This is a genomic window from bacterium (assembly GCA_016708315.1).
GTDB lineage: Bacteria > Zixibacteria > MSB-5A5 > CAIYYT01 > CAIYYT01 > JADJGC01.
In genome coordinates this window covers 218981-235800 of sequence record JADJGC010000003.1, presented here as the reverse complement: position 1 = coordinate 235800, position 16820 = coordinate 218981, and the positions used below count along the sequence as shown (strand labels likewise).

The 16820-nt window shown below is 51.5% G+C and carries 21 protein-coding genes; all 21 read right to left on the bottom strand.

The genetic code is table 11. From position 1 onward, the window contains the following. Positions 1-36 precede the first annotated feature (36 nt). Positions 37-639, bottom strand: coding sequence for a hypothetical protein (locus IPH59_03995; protein ID MBK7090874.1), 603 nt, complete (start codon positions 637-639; stop codon positions 37-39). 24 nt (positions 640-663) lie between these two features. Continuing rightward, positions 664-1029, bottom strand: coding sequence for a hypothetical protein (locus IPH59_03990; protein MBK7090873.1), 366 nt, complete (start codon positions 1027-1029; stop codon positions 664-666). Beyond that, positions 1022-1378, bottom strand: coding sequence for a response regulator (locus IPH59_03985; GenBank protein MBK7090872.1), 357 nt, complete (start codon positions 1376-1378; stop codon positions 1022-1024). Before IPH59_03985 ends, IPH59_03990 begins: the two co-directional genes overlap by 8 nt. Beyond that, entirely contained in the window at positions 1371-3134 is a 1764-nt protein-coding gene (locus tag IPH59_03980) for a GAF domain-containing protein (GenBank protein MBK7090871.1), read from the bottom strand. The genes IPH59_03985 and IPH59_03980 overlap by 8 nt, the downstream gene beginning before the upstream one ends. 5 nt (positions 3135-3139) lie before the next feature. Further along, entirely contained in the window at positions 3140-3748 is a 609-nt protein-coding gene (locus IPH59_03975) for a hypothetical protein (GenBank protein MBK7090870.1), read from the bottom strand. Further along, on the bottom strand, positions 3738-4247 hold the full coding sequence (locus tag IPH59_03970) for a PilZ domain-containing protein (protein MBK7090869.1): 510 nt from the start codon (positions 4245-4247) through the stop codon (positions 3738-3740). Before IPH59_03970 ends, IPH59_03975 begins: the two co-directional genes overlap by 11 nt. A gap of 17 nt (positions 4248-4264) precedes the next feature. Further along, complete coding sequence (locus IPH59_03965) at positions 4265-5023, bottom strand: PilZ domain-containing protein (protein ID MBK7090868.1); 759 nt, start codon at positions 5021-5023, stop codon at positions 4265-4267. Between the two features lie 2 nt (positions 5024-5025). Further along, a complete protein-coding gene (locus tag IPH59_03960; GenBank protein MBK7090867.1) occupies positions 5026-6219 on the bottom strand; it encodes a DUF2225 domain-containing protein in 1194 nt (397 codons plus the stop codon). Between the two features lie 33 nt (positions 6220-6252). Next, the gene (locus IPH59_03955; protein MBK7090866.1) at positions 6253-6687 is read right to left on the bottom strand and encodes a hypothetical protein; all 435 of its coding nucleotides are present in this window, start codon (positions 6685-6687) and stop codon (positions 6253-6255) included. Positions 6688-6701: 14 nt separating this feature from the next. After that, entirely contained in the window at positions 6702-6983 is a 282-nt protein-coding gene (locus tag IPH59_03950) for a hypothetical protein (GenBank protein MBK7090865.1), read from the bottom strand. Positions 6984-6997: 14 nt separating this feature from the next. After that, positions 6998-7756, bottom strand: a complete 759-nt coding sequence (locus IPH59_03945; protein ID MBK7090864.1) for a FliA/WhiG family RNA polymerase sigma factor — start codon at positions 7754-7756, stop codon at positions 6998-7000. A 61-nt stretch (positions 7757-7817) separates the two neighbouring features. Continuing rightward, the gene (locus IPH59_03940; GenBank protein MBK7090863.1) at positions 7818-8684 is read right to left on the bottom strand and encodes an AAA family ATPase; all 867 of its coding nucleotides are present in this window, start codon (positions 8682-8684) and stop codon (positions 7818-7820) included. After that, positions 8674-9693: a hypothetical protein gene (locus tag IPH59_03935; GenBank protein MBK7090862.1), complete on the bottom strand. Its 1020-nt coding sequence runs from the start codon at positions 9691-9693 to the stop codon at positions 8674-8676. The genes IPH59_03940 and IPH59_03935 overlap by 11 nt, the downstream gene beginning before the upstream one ends. After that, positions 9683-11743 (bottom strand): flagellar biosynthesis protein FlhA, encoded by a 2061-nt coding sequence (gene flhA, locus IPH59_03930; GenBank protein ID MBK7090861.1) that lies wholly within the window; start codon positions 11741-11743, stop codon positions 9683-9685. The genes IPH59_03935 and flhA overlap by 11 nt, the downstream gene beginning before the upstream one ends. Further along, entirely contained in the window at positions 11743-12819 is a 1077-nt protein-coding gene (gene flhB, locus IPH59_03925) for a flagellar biosynthesis protein FlhB (GenBank protein MBK7090860.1), read from the bottom strand. The genes flhA and flhB overlap by 1 nt, the downstream gene beginning before the upstream one ends. Positions 12820-12822: 3 nt before the next feature. Beyond that, positions 12823-13614 (bottom strand): flagellar type III secretion system protein FliR, encoded by a 792-nt coding sequence (gene fliR / locus IPH59_03920; GenBank protein MBK7090859.1) that lies wholly within the window; start codon positions 13612-13614, stop codon positions 12823-12825. A gap of 154 nt (positions 13615-13768) precedes the next feature. Then, positions 13769-14038, bottom strand: coding sequence for a flagellar biosynthesis protein FliQ (gene fliQ, locus IPH59_03915; GenBank protein MBK7090858.1), 270 nt, complete (start codon positions 14036-14038; stop codon positions 13769-13771). Beyond that, entirely contained in the window at positions 14039-14803 is a 765-nt protein-coding gene (gene fliP, locus IPH59_03910) for a flagellar type III secretion system pore protein FliP (GenBank protein MBK7090857.1), read from the bottom strand. Further along, a complete protein-coding gene (fliO, locus tag IPH59_03905) occupies positions 14800-15270 on the bottom strand; it encodes a flagellar biosynthetic protein FliO (protein MBK7090856.1) in 471 nt (156 codons plus the stop codon). The genes fliP and fliO overlap by 4 nt, the downstream gene beginning before the upstream one ends. A gap of 1 nt (position 15271) precedes the next feature. Beyond that, positions 15272-15817: a flagellar motor switch protein FliN gene (fliN, locus tag IPH59_03900; protein ID MBK7090855.1), complete on the bottom strand. Its 546-nt coding sequence runs from the start codon at positions 15815-15817 to the stop codon at positions 15272-15274. Positions 15818-15827: 10 nt separating this feature from the next. Continuing rightward, complete coding sequence (gene fliM, locus IPH59_03895) at positions 15828-16808, bottom strand: flagellar motor switch protein FliM (protein MBK7090854.1); 981 nt, start codon at positions 16806-16808, stop codon at positions 15828-15830. Positions 16809-16820 lie beyond the last annotated feature (12 nt).

The following is a 16820-nucleotide window of genomic DNA, read 5'->3' as shown; positions in this document are numbered from 1 at the left end:
CTTTATAACTTATCGGCAGGTTAAGAAACCTATCCACTATTCCGAGGTACTTTTGGTCGCATTTCGTTGAGTTGGTAGAATCGAAGTTCCCGCCGATATTGTCGCGACGATCTTGGCGCCGGTCATTTCATGAGCCGAAGGTGCGAACTTGAGCGCACATCGCCCTAACTCGTCGACAACGCTTTCTTTCTTATCCAATACCAACACCCGGCATCCACACTGTTCCAGAGCGGAACATACATGCTTGATAACTTTGCTATCTCCGCGACCTGATAGAAACACCACCGTCATTTCTGAGCCCAAAAGCCGGGCCAACGCACTCAGCATATTGGATGCTTGGCTATGCCCGTCTTTCGACGCGGAGACAAGCTTCAACAGACTCCGGTCGGAATCCGGCATATATGATTGCCCTGACTCGACAAAATAGACAGATCCCGCCTTTAGCTCTTCCCCATCATGAATCTTGGAGATTCGCAATTCAGTCGTGTGCCGAAGCGCAGCTGTTGCGGATTCCGCCAGCACCTGACCTGCAGGTTGGATCACCAATATTGGCGTACCAAAATCTCGAGGCAGTTCCGAAAGAATATTGTGCAGAGCAACCGGTCCGCCGATGTCAGTCAAAATGGTGATTAGTCGCACTGAATCCCACGTCCTTTCCTATTGTCATCCCTCACGATTAACTCGTTGCCCCTTCTTGATTGCCACAACTGTCTGGATGATGTTTTCAGCAGCGCGCTGTATCTTTTCGAGATTCTGATCCAACTCGCGTTTCATGAATTCCCGCTCTTCGTCGTTGAGATCTTCGCCTCGGGCTCGCTTTAGCACAATCTCTGCCGCCTCTTGAGTCTCTGTTGTCGTATCAATCAATTGCCGGAAACTCCCGCCGACTGCCTGAAAAGCATTATCTGTCAGTCGAAGTCTTGCATTGGCAATGGTGAGATTCAAATTGACCAGCTTGATCTCGTCAACCAACAGAGTGACGTGCTCTATTAGTTGCGAGAAACTGACGGCCGACTCGGTCTTATTCATCCAGAAGTTTTCCAATCTTGGTCTTGAGTTCGCCGAAATCGCTGTTCTTAACAAGATATTCGTTCGCCAGCCAGCTCTTGAAATCTGACTTGTAGGTACTGAAAGCCGAATTGAGAATTACCGGCACTTCCGGGCGGCTCCGTTTGATCTCTTCGAGCAGGTCCAGACCGTTTTCCTTCTCCATCTTGATGTCCCAAACCACCAGATCGATCGGGAAAGATCCCATTAGTTCCCTTGCTTCCTTGATTGTGCGAGCGGCCCAGACCTGATATCCCTCATCCGTCAATACCTGCTCGTATAACTTGAGAAGATTGATTTCGTCATCGACGCACATTACTGTCTTAGACATGAAGTACCTCCAGTACCGGATAGGCGATAAAGACACAAGCGTGCCCATCGTCGCCGATCTCAATTCCCGGCTCGCCGCCGTTATATCGAATCGTTTCAAAAGCCAAAGTCATTCGCAGTGACGACCCCTGCAATTCCGAGTCAAATGCCTCCGAGAGAGCGTTGCGAGTCTCTTCCTCTTCACACTTCTCGCACTCAATCCATATTACCAATCGGTGTCTGCTTTCCACTGCGTCGGGTCGAATACTCAGGCGTGCCGATGCAGGTAGCGCCGAATCGATGTGCTCGAGAATGTCGTAAAGCGACTGGACCGCCTGATCCTTGTTCACACAGACAAAGTGTCGCGAATCCGAAACTTGGGCCAGGCTCAATGCTCGCGATTCATGTTGACGGACAAAGACCTCAACTGCGATTCGACCTATCTCGTTCAAATCCACCGTCTCTTTCTCCAATGCGAATGATTTGGAGAAATTGAGGACTTCAGTCATCGCATTTTCAAGTCGTGCTGTTTCCTCAACGATGATTTGAGCGTGCTCACTTAGTTTATCGGCAGGATCAAGCTTGCTTTTTAGCAGTGCGGCAAATCCACCAATGATTGTCAGCGGGTTTCGTAGTTCGTGCGATATTTTGTGCGAAATCTCTGATGCCAGCGAAATTCGTTCGATTGCGTTAATCTGCTGTTGCACCCGTTCAATCGTCTTCTGTGCTTCTTCCAGCGAATGAGCCTTACGCTCAACTTCCTCAAAGAGCTGGGCATGCTCGATTGCTGTCGATGCGTGTGAGGCAAACACTTGAAGCAACCTTACCGCGCTGTCCTCAATTGGTCTTCCTGTGATCAAATTGTCTGCGACAATCACACCGATGCTTTGCCCTTTTGACAGTACCGGCACAATCGAACACCACGAAATATGTAGCCGCCTTAATGCCCCTGATTCGCTTGCCTCTCGAAATCGCTTTTCGCTGTCAATATTGATCCAATGGCCGGTCTCAATGACCTCATTAATCAGTGGTTCATTGGCAGGATCAAACTTCATCGATCTGACAATGTGATTTACCTCGATGTCGTATTGGTCGACATTGCTGAGATAGCACTGCAATACATCGGAAAGCGACCTGTGGCCCGCATTCATACCTGCCCAGATTCGTCCCGCCTCATCCGGAGTCGAGGGACCAATCGCCATCTTTCCTGCCATGAGATTGCTTTTCTGATCGCGTAGGAACAAGAACGCCCGATTAAACCCGAGCCCTTCCTTACAGGTTGCAGCGGCAAGAATGATTCGCAGAATCTCTTCAGAACGCATCGTCGAATGAAGCGCGCGGGAGATCTCCTCGATAATTTTCAGCTCTCGCAAATGTCGTTCTACTTTAGCGGTCGCCTCGCTGGATTCAGTCAGATCATAAATAATGCCGGTCACTTCCTCGACTCGAGACCGTGACAACGACATTGACAAATAGTAGATGCGTCCGCGACGGTTCGTAAAAGTAAAAGGCTCGATCTGCGTTACATTGCACCCCGCGAAGATCTCCTGCCAATGCCGCTTCAAGTTGGTGTCAAACAGCGATTCCAGATCTTCAAGTTTCGTGCACAGGTCGTGGGAGTAATGTTCCGGGTCAATTAGCCGGTGAAAAGCCGGATTGGTGTAAACGATTTGCCCCTTTGCGTCCCCGGCAAATGCCGCCAGGGGGAGATTGTCGAACACCAGATGCGAAGGCTCAAGTACGGCGCTTCGAATTGTGTCCGACAGTTGCTCCTCCATATCAACTATCTTTGCCGCGCCAACTCGCCAATAACTTCCGTCAATTTGTCGGCTGCTTCTTGTTCAAGCTTGTCGAATATCTCCTTGCGTTCAGCGTAGGACAGGTACAGGCTCGGATCAGCGTCGGTGTAATCGAGATACTGCATTGATGAAGGCCCGTGTTCCTTCACTTTTAGCTTCTCGCTCACCATGAGTCGGCCGCGCTGGCAATCGACGATTCGATATTCGATATCCATATATGCGGTCACTCGTCGCTGTTTGGCAAAGAACGGTAAGGTGAATCCCTTCTCGATACGCATTTCTTCGCGCCTGACATCGCACCACAAGACATATCGATGTTCGCCGGCAACACCATGGTCTATTGCCTGCTGTTTGTTGAACAAGCCGTTGCTTGCTCTCTTCAATTCATCGGAGTCTTCTGGCTCGGCAAGCTCCACGCCACTTTGCTCTGCCATTAACGTATTCAGACGCTTGGCAAAACTTTGGTCGGGCCAACTCGATTCAGCAGTATTGACAACCACGATAACCGACTTCTCAGCCTGTGCAAAACAAACCGCCGAAGTTGCCAGGATCGCTAAACTGAACAGCAGCGCTATGAATCGACTATTCTTCATCCGGGGTCTGCTCCATGCGCTCTTGCACCTTGCGGGCAAAGATGTACTTGAGCAAGAACCGCTTTACCTTATTGTCAAAGCTCGAAATCACGCTGCCGATGTTGGCGTTGCCGAACACTGAGTTCAGCTCTGTCTCGGAACAGAATTCGATTCCAACCAGATATCCGCCTTCACCATCGTCATCGATTCGCTTTACTTTGCCGGCGATTCCAGTAATCAGGTCGCTTCCGGCCAGTTCGAAGCTCATCGTTAGGTACGTGCCTTCAGTAATGTTCTGGTCGACCACCATCAGTACTCCGCCGCCGGAAAGATTCAGCATCGTGCCGTTGTGTTGGTTTTGCAGAGCTTCATCCAGCGGGCGATCGATGTTCAATACACCGTATGTTACCGGCGCCGCGATTTCCAACCGCACGAAACGGCGCTTGCGCTCTTTGTAGAGTTGTAGTGGCTGCTTGATGACGAAATTCTCGTCCTTTGTGTGTGACTCTTGTCTGCTCATTGTCTTCTCCTGTCTGATTAAATCAGCCCTCGTTTTTTGAGGGCTACTTGTTGTGCAAAAATGTAGTTTAGGATTGCTGTGCGTTGAATTTCTGTAAACGATTGAAATCGTTTCGGTACCCGCTGAAGCTGGCTGTTGGACAACAACATTTGCTGTTCCTCAAGCGTGAAAATCTCCACGCCATATCTGTACCAGCCTTCTTCCGCGACTTCGCTTCGGCGAACCACGCCGAGCACACTGATCTCGCGGCCCAATTCGGCGACTCGCATCTTCACGAAGAGCTTGGTGGAGATCTCCGTTTCGAATCGAGTGTGAAATAGCGCGCCATTGCCTGAAAGATTGAGGCACTGTGCCTCGAATTCCTTCAACTCCTGGTCCGGTATCTTGCCCGCGAGCAATTCGTCTGCTGGAATAAGAACCGCCGGTAGTTCAACTGCGATTCGATAGTAGCGCCGCCTCTGGTTGCGTTCGATTGTGCGTGGTTTCGGAATCAAGTAAGTATCGTGACCGTCAGGATTCTTGCCGATTATGTTCCCGCTGAATGTGTAAGCCGAATCCGGTTTGTAGAAGAATGCCGTAAAGTCGGCACCTTCGGTAAACAAAGCATCCCCCGAAATCAAATTCGGACGATTGATAACCAGGTGCTTATCGGTGACATCCTCCAAACGGGTACGGTACTTTCCCGTCTTCCCCCGCTCTTCAAACACCAGTTCCAGCTTGTCCCACAGTTCGAGCATTCCCCCGACTGTCACAACGTGTTCTCTCGTACGTTCCACGATCAATTGCCTTTGCTGGCCTCAAGGTTACTCTTGCCCTGCGCCACGGCGAGATCAATGATCTTGCGCGCCAGCGCAGTACGTGTTTGATCGCCGCGATTGTCGAAAACAAACTGCTGCCCGGCTTTGATCGTGTTGTTGAAGTAGAGCTTCGCTTCCGTATTGCGGCCAATACGGCGCGAAAGCTCGGCGATTAAGTACGTCGCCTGAATTTGCTGATTGCCCTGCTGGATCTCGTGACCATCTTCGAGAGCGCTCTTGTAGAATTCAATCGCGTACAACAGTGCTTCCTGCTCGCTTACCGGCGCATATTCCCAGCGTGACTTGACTTCGCGGATGAACTCTTCAAATGATGCGAACCCGCCGTATGCCACCGTGCCGCGTTCCGACTGCGGCGCTGAATCAAGGCGAAGCCGCGAGTTCTTCTCGACTGCACTCGCCATGTCGCCAATCGCGCTGTTGAGTGCCGCCTGAAGCTCACTGATGCGGGAAAGCTCCGACGTGAAGTTTTCTTTGACTGTCAGGAATTCCGAATTCGCCGAGGCAGCCTGGCCGTTCTTAGTGAAAGCTTCATCAACTAACTGTGAAATCGTGTTAACGTTGAGCGTAAAGAAGTCGCGCGCTTGCTTCAGCTTCGCGTAAGCCTTTTCTATATCGTAAGCGAAATGCGACGGATCATCCGGCGCGGCAACAGGCGCTTGCCCGTAATTTTCGCGGTAGAGCCAGGCGATTCGCAGATAGAATCTCCCCAGGTCCAGTTTGCGCGGATGTTCGAGCAATAGCTCGTCGTATATGCCCAAAAGGAATTTCGTGACTGCAGTTGCAAACGGGTTGAGCTGTGCATCGCGTGCCTGTCCCAACATCTTGAGCACAGAACCGTCAACTGCCAGCGCCTCAAGGTGACGCGATTGCATCGGCTTGAGTCGATAACTGCGGAATGCGCTGTCGTTCTTCCAGTCCTTGAATGCCTGATTGAACTCTCTCGTATAGAGACAATTTTCGCAGGTCGCCATGAAGAAGAGCAATGGATTGTATACTTCGTACTTCGGATTGCGCCATTGACGGCCAATCGGACAGAAATCCGTGTCGTGGTCTTCTTCTATGAAAGCGCCGACTTTGATGTTTTCGAATTCATTGATCGTTTTGCAGACCGGGCATTCAACCTTGGTCAGAAAAAACGGTGATTCCATGGCCATATGTGCCTACTTTCTCCTTAATCTTCCGCGTTTCTACTTCAGTTGACCCAGCAGTTCCAATTCCATGAACGAAATGCCGAGACTCTTTTCTATATCTTCTCGCCGACTCCCTTGCCGGTACATGCGTACGGCTTCGAGATACTTCTCCGCCCTGCTCGCTTTTCTGGCTGCTGGTGCCGGCTGCGGCGCCGGTGCGAAATTGCGCTGCGATTCGTACTGCGCTACCAAATCCGGCTTGCTGTTGCGTGGCATGACCGGACGATGATTTACCTGCGGTTCGTATACCTGCTCGCGCTGAGACTCGCGTGCCGTCATCGGCGTCGGTTGATCGGCTGCCTTCATCACGTACTGCGCGATGAGCGACCGGATTCTCTTTTCCCGCCGGTAAAAGAAGACTGCGACAAAACTCACGATTGCAATCGCGAAGGTGCTGTCCAATATCATTCGTGCCACATTCCATGTATCCATACTTGACTCCTATGTCAGCCGGTCACATCCAGACCGTTCTTCTTATCTTTGTCTGTGTCCTTCTCTTGCTTCTTTTCTTTGTGCTCTTGCTGCGCGTGCTGCTTGTCCCGATGAATGATCGCCTCATCGGTCTTTTCCGTTGGTTGAGCCTCGCGGTGCTTCTGCACTCGCTGCGCTTCGGCAATCTGGGCTGCCTGCCGCTGGTCCGTATCGGGTGCCGTCTTCTGAAGTTGGTTGACCCGCTCGGCTAACGGCGTTTTCGCCAGATTGTCAGCGAAGGCTATCGGCTTTACCACATCGCATCACCTGCCTACATTGCAAATTTCTCGCGAACCAAATTCCGCAGCTTCATAACTGCCTTCGTATGAATCTGCGAAACCCGCGATTCGGAAATCGTCATCACTTCGCCGATTTCCTTAAGTGTTAGTTCTTCGTAATAGTAAAGGGCTATCACCAGGCGTTCCTGTTCGGTCAGATTCGCGACCGCTACGCCGAGATAAGCCCGCAGTTCCATTTCTTCGATCTCGCCCAGCACCGAAAACTCCGCCGGTCCTTCAACGGTTTCAATGCGTGGAATCTGGCGATTGTCTTCTTCGCGATAGATCATCTCATCGAGCGACAGCAGTGTTGCTCCACTGACATCCGACAACGTGGCGCCGAACTCGTCGATTGTGACATTCATGTACTTTGCCAGCTCGCGATGCGACGGTTTGCGGCCCAGTCTGCCTTCCAGCTCATGATGTGCGCGGTCAAGCTCACGCGACTTTGCGCGCGTTGAACGCGGCACCCAATCCAGACTGCGCAATTCGTCAAGGATGGCTCCGCGAATTCGCGGCACAGCATAGGTTTCGAATTTGATTCCGCGTGTCGGATCAAAATTCGCAAATGCTTCGATCAGTCCGATGACGCCGGTATTCACCAAATCCGGCAGCTCCACAGTTTTCGGAAATCCCATCGCGAGGCGTCCCGCGACGTTTCGGACAAGCGGCAGATAATGCGACAGCAATTGTTGCCGGATCTCCGGGTTTCCCGTGCTGCGGTAGTCCTTCCATGCATCTGCAACGTTCATAAGCTCTTCACGCCTTTCCTGATTATATCGAAGTAGAAATCCATTTTTTTCGATCTTACGTTTAGTTATGAACCATCACTTGCGTATCGTCAAAGCCGACAACGCGTTTTAGCGCCATCGCCTCTCCCAACCGCACCCATAATGATGATCCGCGTCTTGCCTTCTCTATGTGTTGTTCACACAACGTCTTAACCATTCTGTCCAATTTTTTAACAGCCCCGTCGAGTTCCGCCGGAATCGTCGTAAGTGACTGGCTTTCCGAGCATTTCTGTATCAGCGGATTGTATTCGAGGTAGCCGAGCGCCAACATGCTTCTGGTGAGGAACTTCTCCACCAGCTCGCTGAACTTGGCGGCCGATTGATCGCCCTCTATTTCCGAGTCAGCTTTGTTGACAACAAATGCCGCCTGCCCCTTATCGGTGACTTCACTTGCCTGCTTAATCTGTATGTAGGAATCTGCAATCGCAGGGATATGCGGTGTGGTGACACTGATGCTCAGATCGCTCAAAGCAATCAGATTGAGAATCAGTGGATCAAGTGACGACGGTGTGTCGATAATGACGACGTCAAACAGCGTGTCAATCTGGAGGCAGTTCTCAAGCCCAGCCAACTCGCTGTTCTGCCCTGTCAGTTTGGAGCCGGCCTCTGTTCCAATGAGCCATAGACGTGGCCCGATCTTCACTGTTGCTTCTTCCAACGTTGCCGTACCAGCGAGGATAGACTCAAAGCCGCGCTTCACGATTGAATTGGTAAGTGTTGCCAAATCTCCCAAGCCGCAGTCGGCATCGATTAACAGCGTCCGGTAACCGGCGTCCGCCAACCGCGAAGCCAGCAGGATCGCGACTGTCGATTTTCCAACTCCGCCTTTTCCCGAACAAACTGTGGCACAGAATGCGCGACTGTTCGGACGCTTGCCGTTATTCGACACTCTCGCCTCCGATCAGCTTGTCAAGGCAGACTTCGACATTGAAGTCGTATATCACTGCGTTCGGTAACCGTGAATCACTCAAGCACAACAACGGCGGATAATCGCCGACAGCAAGATTCAGTACCGTGCCGCAACTATCTGTTGCGTCAAGCTGCGTCAATGCGACAGCGTCAATTCCTAACGGCCGGGCGAATTCGATGTAATGTCTGATATTCGTCCATCCGGTCGTAAGTGCCAGCACAAGGACTGTAAAGCGATTGTGGATATTCGAGAGTTCGCTTTCAAGCAACTCGCGGCCGCTGTGATCACCAAGCACTACTCCGGTAGTGTCGATCAAGTGATGAGAAATCGGTCGCGGTTTTGATTTGTGACCGTTCGTCTCCACTACCAGGTCAAGTATCTCAGTCAGATTTGTGATTTCTTCTTCTGCACCCGGACGGAAGTTGTCGAGTGTCTGCAGTGTCACCTTCTGCTTGCGATGGAACACGAACTCGGTAGCGAGCTTCGCCAGCATCGAACTCTTGCCGGAACCGCACGGCCCGACAAACACGATGTTCGAACTGTTTTCCGGCAATCCAATCGATTGCGGTGCGATTGCGGTCATGATCTTTGCCAGGCTCTCCCGACTCGTTGTCGATTGCCGCTGAAGCTGCCGGCAGATATCGAGTGCCAATTGCGATTCAACGTCATGACAGCGCATCGAAAGAAACAGTTGCTTGACTTCACCAGTCAGTAGTTCGGGAATCACAACATCCAGCAGTGCCGACTCAAGTCGTGCTGTGCCTGTTGCAGGCGTCCTTGGTGGAGTAACTGGCGAAGTCTCCGGCGCCATCGTTGCACTTGACACTTGCTTGGCGTCATAGTCGCGAGCCGCTGTAACACTGAAGAGTCTCGAACCGTTGTTCCGGACAACATCTGTCTTGAGAATCACGGCTTCTTTGCCGAATTCCCTGCGGACCAGATCAAGCGCGTCCTGAATCGTATTGGCTTGAAAATTCTTAATTAGCATCGTATATGCTCACTGCTTCCTTTGAGAAAACTTCAACTTGAGGGAGAATCTCCGAATAGGAGACTACCACGAGATTCGGAATGGCACCCTGCAGATATCGGTGTAGCGCCATCCGCACATTTGGACTGACCAACAATAGCGGCGTGTTGCCTTCGCGGCTCATCCGCTCGGAGGCTTTGGCAATTCTCTGCGTCAGCAGTTCGCCGTTCGCCGGTTGGATCACCAGCATTAGCCCTTGCTTCGTCGCCTGTACATTGTCAGATAAGAATTTTTCAGTGCGCGGTTCCAGCGTGAAGACACTCATCGTCCCGTCAGTCCCGGCATAGGTATGAGTAATCGTCCGGCGCAGTGCCATACGCACATACTCGGTCAATACATCCGCGTCCTTGGTTTGCTGCGAGTACTCCGCCAGTGATTCCAGAATTGTCACTATGTCGCGCATGCTGATTCGCTCTGAGAGGAGATTCTGCAGCACCTTTTCCAAGGTCGAAATCGGCACGATGTCGCCGACTACATCTTCCACTGCTGCCGGTGTATCTTTCTTGACGCGATCGACAAGATTCTTGACATCCTGACGCGTGAAGATTTCGGCTGCATGGATCTTGATCAATTCCGTAATGTGTGTCGCCATAACCGCGGCAGGCTCGACAACGGTGTAGCCCTTCATCTCAGCCAGTTCTTTGAAGTTCTGGATGATCCACTTTGCGCTCATTCCGAATGCTGGTTCTTTGGCGGCGAAGCCGTCGATATCGTCATCGAGATAGCCTGGGTTAATCGCCAGCAAGTGGTCGACCATCAATTCAAAACGGGCGATACTGTTGCCCTTTAGTTTCACTTCATAGAGATTCGGTTTCAGTTGGACATTGTCGCGGATTCGGATCGGCGGAACTATGACTCCAAGTTCCTGCGCGAGTTGCCTGCGGATAGTGGAAATGCGCTCCAACAAATCGCCGCCCTGCTGTACATCTACCAACGGAATCAGTCCGTAGCCAATCTCCAGTTCCAGAGTGTCGAGATGAAGCGATTCTTCGGCTTGCTGTGTCGGAGTCTTGTGCTCTTCCGGTTCAATGCGAACTTCGCCGGTGGCGTCCGCAATTTCTTTGGTCTTCATCGCCTGTGATGTCATATATGCCGTAACTCCGACCAGTATCGAGAATATGCTGAATGGCCAGAATGGCATGCCCGGAACGATGCCGAGCAGGAATACGATTGCCGATGCTACTGCCAGCGCTTTCGGCTGAAGTGTCATCTGCTTGGTCATTTCCGAACCAAGATTGGAATCGCCGGCAGCGCGCGTTACCAGAATACCCGAAGCCGTCGCCACGATTAGCGCCGGAATCTGAGTGACGAGGCCGTCGCCAATCGACAGCAATGTGTAACGCCGCAAAGCTTCCGTTAGCGGCAGACCTTCCTGCGCCATACCGATGATGAATCCGCCGATCACGTTGATCAACGTGATCAGAATACCGGCTACCGCATCGCCTCGAACAAATTTCGACGCGCCGTCCATTGCTCCATAAAAGTCTGCTTCCTTCGTGATTTCAGAGCGCCGACGGCGCGCATCATCGTCATTTATCAAACCGGCATTGAGATCGGCATCGATCGCCATCTGCTTTCCGGGCATTGCATCCAAAGTAAATCTTGCTGCGACTTCGCTGATTCGTCCTGCGCCTTTTGTAATGACCACAAACTGAATCACTACTAAGATGATGAAGATGATGAACCCGACGACGTAGTTGCCCTTTACCACGAAGTTACCGAACGAGTCAATCACCGCGCCGGCATAGCCTTCGCCAAGAATCAGTCTTGTCGAAGCAACGTTCAATGAAAGACGGAACAATGTGACGACCAGCAACAATCCCGGAAACACCGAGAATTCCAGCGGGCGCTTCAAATAGAGTGTTGAAAGCAGAATCACGAGTGACAGCGAGATATTTGCTGCTAATAGCAGATCAAGAAATCCGGTTGGCACCGGAATAATCAAAACACCAATGATTCCGACGACAGCAACAGCGAGAATCACATCAGAGTATGAGCTGAAGCTTTTCATCAAGCTCTCCTCTTGCTCTTGCCGTTAAGACTGTAGACGTACGCCAATACCTCAGCGACTGCCTTGTACAGGTCGCCTGGAATCTGCATACCGACTTCCACCGACTTGAACAACGCGCGCGCCAGCGGCTTATTCTCCACGACCGGAACACCTGATTCGTAGGCAATCTTCTTGATCGCCTCGGCAATCAACCGCTCGCCTTTTGCGAGGACCGTCGGCGCCGCCATCACATCTGTATCGTACTTGAGCGCAACGGCAATGTGCGTCGGGTTGGTAATTACAACATCCGCCTTTGGCACATCCTGCATCATTCGCTTGCGTGCTTGCTCGCGCTGAATTGCCCGAATGCGGCCCTTGATCTGTGGATTACCTTCGGTCTGCTTCAGTTCTTCCTTGATGTCCTGAATCGACATCCGCAGACCCTTGGTGTAATCCCACTTCTGATAGACATAATCCAGAATAGCGATCACGGCCAGAGCCAGCAGTATCTTGAATGATATCTTGAGAGTAATGGCCGTCATCGCAGAAGCTATTCCCGCTACATCCATGTCAGTAAACCCGATCATGTTCGGGACTTCTTTCTTGATGGCGTAGTAGGCAATGACTGTGATAATCGTCAGCTTGATGATATCGCGCAGCGCAGTCACCATCGACTTCACGCTTACCAACTTTTTCAGCCCCGAGATAAAATTGAGCTTCTCAAATTTCGGTTCTAGTGCTTGCGTCGAGATCACATTGCCGACTTGCACATACGAAACACCGAACGCAATCACCACCATCACAATGACAATCGGTGCGCAGATCTTCACGAAGAGGATCGTGATTTGCAGCATAAATGCCGGTGCAGTGGCAGCCGTCAAATCAAAGGTCGTAGCATTAGTAAGTATCCAAGTTAGCATGTCGCGGCTGGTCGAGGACATTAACGGTCCCAGCGCAAGCAACGAAGCCGCCGATGCGATCATGATCACAACGGAGCTCAGTTCGGTCGATCGGGCAACCTGCCCTTTTTCCCGCGCTTCCTTTATCCGTTTGGAAGTAGGTTCTTCTGTCCGTTCCTGGAACGATTCGTCTGCCATGACCTATCCTGCGAAACCTTTCGTAATCGAGAAGGCTTCGATACTCATCTGATTAAAAACTTTGGTGAACATGAAGTGGAAGAACGGCAGCCCCAGAGCCAGCATGAACAGTCCCACGCCGATCTTAACCTGGAAGCCGACAATGAGGATGTTCATCTGCGGCATCGTGCGAGCAACAATGCCCAGACAGATGTCTGTGATGAACAGCGTCACCAATACTGGCGCCGCTATCTTGACGCCGACGATAAACACCGCCGCCGTTGCATGCATAACAGCATCCATAGCCAGCGGGTTGAATGACACATGCCCTATCGGCACGACTTTGTATGACTCAAACAGCGCCTGTATGATCACGTGGTGGCCGTCTATGATGAAAAATATCAATGTCGAAATGATCAGCTTCAGTTGACCGATAATCGGCACGCTTTCCGATGTCGATGGGTCAATCACGTTCACCATCGCGTAGCCGATCTGATAACCGAGCACACCGCCGCCAAACTGAACACCGAGGAAAATGAGCTGAAACAAGAATCCGATGATCAAGCCAAACATGAACTCTTTGGCGCCAAGCATCACCAACGGCAACAGACCCGGATCGAGTTGGAAAGTTTGGGTTCCGACCAACGGGAACAGGAAATAGCCGAACATCAACGTCAGCATGATCTTTACCTGTACGGGAACTGTGGTCTGGCCAAAAACGGGAGCAGCGACAAACAACCCGCCGACCCGGAAGGTCGACAGCAGAAAGACGACTATGTTGTCAAGTGTAAGTCCGAATATCGCTTCTGTCTGCACGAGTTAGATTTCTCCTCTTCGCACTACCTTTAGCAAGGCCTGTGCCGAAGAGGAACGCAGTTCTAACTTGTTACCGGAAAGACAGTTGCAGACAGGTCCGAGTCTGTCCCGGGCCTGTCAAAGGAGTATTTTTCTTCCCCTCGAGGAAAAGATTTCAGCCCACTAGTGTCGGAATCGAAGTGAATAACCTGGTAGTGAACCCCACTAACATGTTGATGATCCAGGGAAAGCAGATCAACAACGCCAGACCCACAGCCACGATCTTCGGCACAAAGGTCAGCGTCATCTCGTGAATCTGAGTCACCGCTTGAAAGATTGCAATCGCCAAACCTACTATCAATCCAAGGATCAGCATCGGTGCCGACACCATCAGCGTCAGCATGATCGCTTCCTTGCCTAGTGCTATTACATATTGTGAAGTCACCTATCCTCCTGCGATCTTGAAGCTCTCCAGCAGCGACTTGACGATCAGATACCAGCCGTCAACCATGACGAACAGCAGTATCTTAAATGGCAGCGCCACCAGAATTGGAGGCAGCATCATCATGCCCATCGACATCAACACCGATGCTACAACCATATCGATAACCAGAAACGGTATGAAAATCACGAAAGCTATCTGGAACGAAGTTCTCAGCTCTGAAAGAATAAATCCCGGCACGACAACGTGAGTTGGTATGTCGTCGCGCGTCGCCGGCTTTTCCAATCCAGCATACTTCACAAACAGCGCCAGATCTTTCTCGCGCGTCTGCTTGAGCATGAACTCGCGCAGCGGCTTCACGCCCGTTTCGAAGAACTCCGTTTGAGATATCTCGCCCTTGAGATATGGCTGAAGCGCATTGTTATTGATCTGTGTCGCCACCGGTGTCATGACGAAAACCGTCATCACCAGTGAAATCCCCATGATTAGCTGCGATGGCGGCAACTGGTTTGTCCCCAGCGCCTGCCTGAGAAACGACATGACAATCACAATTCGAATGAACGAGGTCGTCATCACGAGAATCGAAGGCGCAAGCGCCAATACCGTCAACAACAGCACTATCTGTAGTGTCGTCGATAACCCTTTGCCGTCGGTCGTTTGTCCGCCTATAGAAATCGATACCTGCGGCATCGACTGTGCCATAAGTTCCGCAGTGCCCATTGCCAAGAGCAGCGCGATGATCGCAATTATGCGCCATGAGAGTCTCATACCTCCGCACCCTTCTGCTCAATCGCAGTGCGCGGCATCAACGACTCTTTGGCTTGTTTGAGAAACTGCCCGAACTTGGTGGAACTGCGCGCGGTTTCGCCAAGTTTAACGGGCGGCGGCGGAGCAATTTCGACATCACATAGCTTGTTGATGCCTGCTTCAGTCGCGCCGAGAAGTACGTGCTTCTCCCCAACCTTGATTACATAGATTGCTTGCTTGGGAGTGAGATGTCGTCTTTCGACGATCTTGATGAGTTCGCCGGCAACCGGCGACTTTCCGGTAGAGTAACGCTTCATCACCCAAACCGAGGCGTAGATGATGATTATGATCAGCAGCAGTGCTCCGGCCAATTGAAGCAGGGTTGGACCCATTTCACTGGCGAAGTCTGGGACTTGCTCTTCCTGAGCAAACAATTTGACACTGCAGAACTGAATCAGCGATCCGATGCTGAATATAGTCCATTTCATGTTATAAACTCTTGAGTCTGTCTTCGGGCGAGATCAAACTTGTGACCCGCAATCCAAAATTCTCGTCAACGACGACGACTTCACCTCTCGCTACTATTTTGTTGTTTACCAATAAATCCACCGGCTCGCCGGCAAGCTTGGTCAATTCCACGACTGAGCCCGCGCCTAATTCCAATATGTCGCGGATACTCATTTCGGTTCGGCCAAGCTCGATGGCGACCGGAAGTTTGACGTCCAATAGAATGTCAATGTTCTGTGCTTGTCCGGTAGATTGGACACGCTGAAATTTGTCAAATTCAACCGGCTGTACCGTCGGCATGCCCATCGCACCTAAGCGCGTGGCATCTTCAGCCTCGACCCTCGCCAGTTCCGCCAACATCGCCGCCTCGACTTCGTCATCTACCGATGCCGACGCCGACAGCTGGTCCGCCGGTATCGATTGCGGAGTCGCCTTGATTGGTGTGCCGGCACTGCCTCCGCTCGGCGGTGGTCCGCCTAAAATCGAATCGTCGTCCTGCGGCGTATTCGGTGTGATCTCATCTGCCATTTATCGTCTCCTATTCCTCGGCGTGTCCGGTAAGCTGAAATCCTGTCTTCCGTCCGACAATGCCGGGGCGAGCATAAAACTTCTTTCTTCCTCGTACATAAATCTCCAGCGGCTCTTCGATACGCTGGTCAAGCTGGATCACATCGCCAACCTTAAGTGCAATGAAATCACGCACTGTCAGAGTTGCCGTTCCAAGCTGCGCTGTCATTTCCGCCTTCACTTCTTGCAAATTCGTCGAGTTGAGGATGCGATTTTGATCGATGTCCCCCTTCTTCGACTGGTCAGCCCAGGTGTTACCGACTAAGTCCTTCATGATCGGTTCGAGCGTAACGTAGGGATAACAAATCGTTAAAAGCCCGGAGTTGCCGAGCATCTTGATTTGAAATCCGATTACGATCACCGTCTCGCCGGGCGGAACGATCTGCACAAACTGCGGATTCGTTTCGAACGAGTTCTGGCGAATTTGCATCTTCACGACTGAAGCCCAGGTGCGCTCAAGCTCCTTGAAGACATTGCGCGAGATCTTTGCCAGCACCGCTTTTTCGATACCGGTCAATTCGCGCTCGGTCTCCATGATTCTTCCAACGCCGCCAAACATGCGATCGATGAACAGAAACGCCAGTGTCGGATTAAAATCGATCAAACATCTGCCTTCAAGCGGCTCCAGCGTAATCGTAAACACGTTCGAAGGATTCACCAACGACATGATAAGTTCTGAGTAGGTAATCTGGTCGACACTGACCAATTCGATGTCCACCATGGCGCGCTGAATTGCCGATAGGCTGGAACCAAGATGTCCGGCGAAGTTATCGTGGAGGTTTTCCAGCGTGCGAATCTGATCCTTCGATACGCGGTTCGGATGCTTAAAATCATAAGCAACCACCGAGCGCATCGAATCATCTTGCCGCGCTACCTTTGGATCAACCTCGTCCGAGGTCGACACCGTCGATAACAGGGCATCAATTTCGTCTTGTGAAAGTATCTTCGCCACTTCGCAATTACC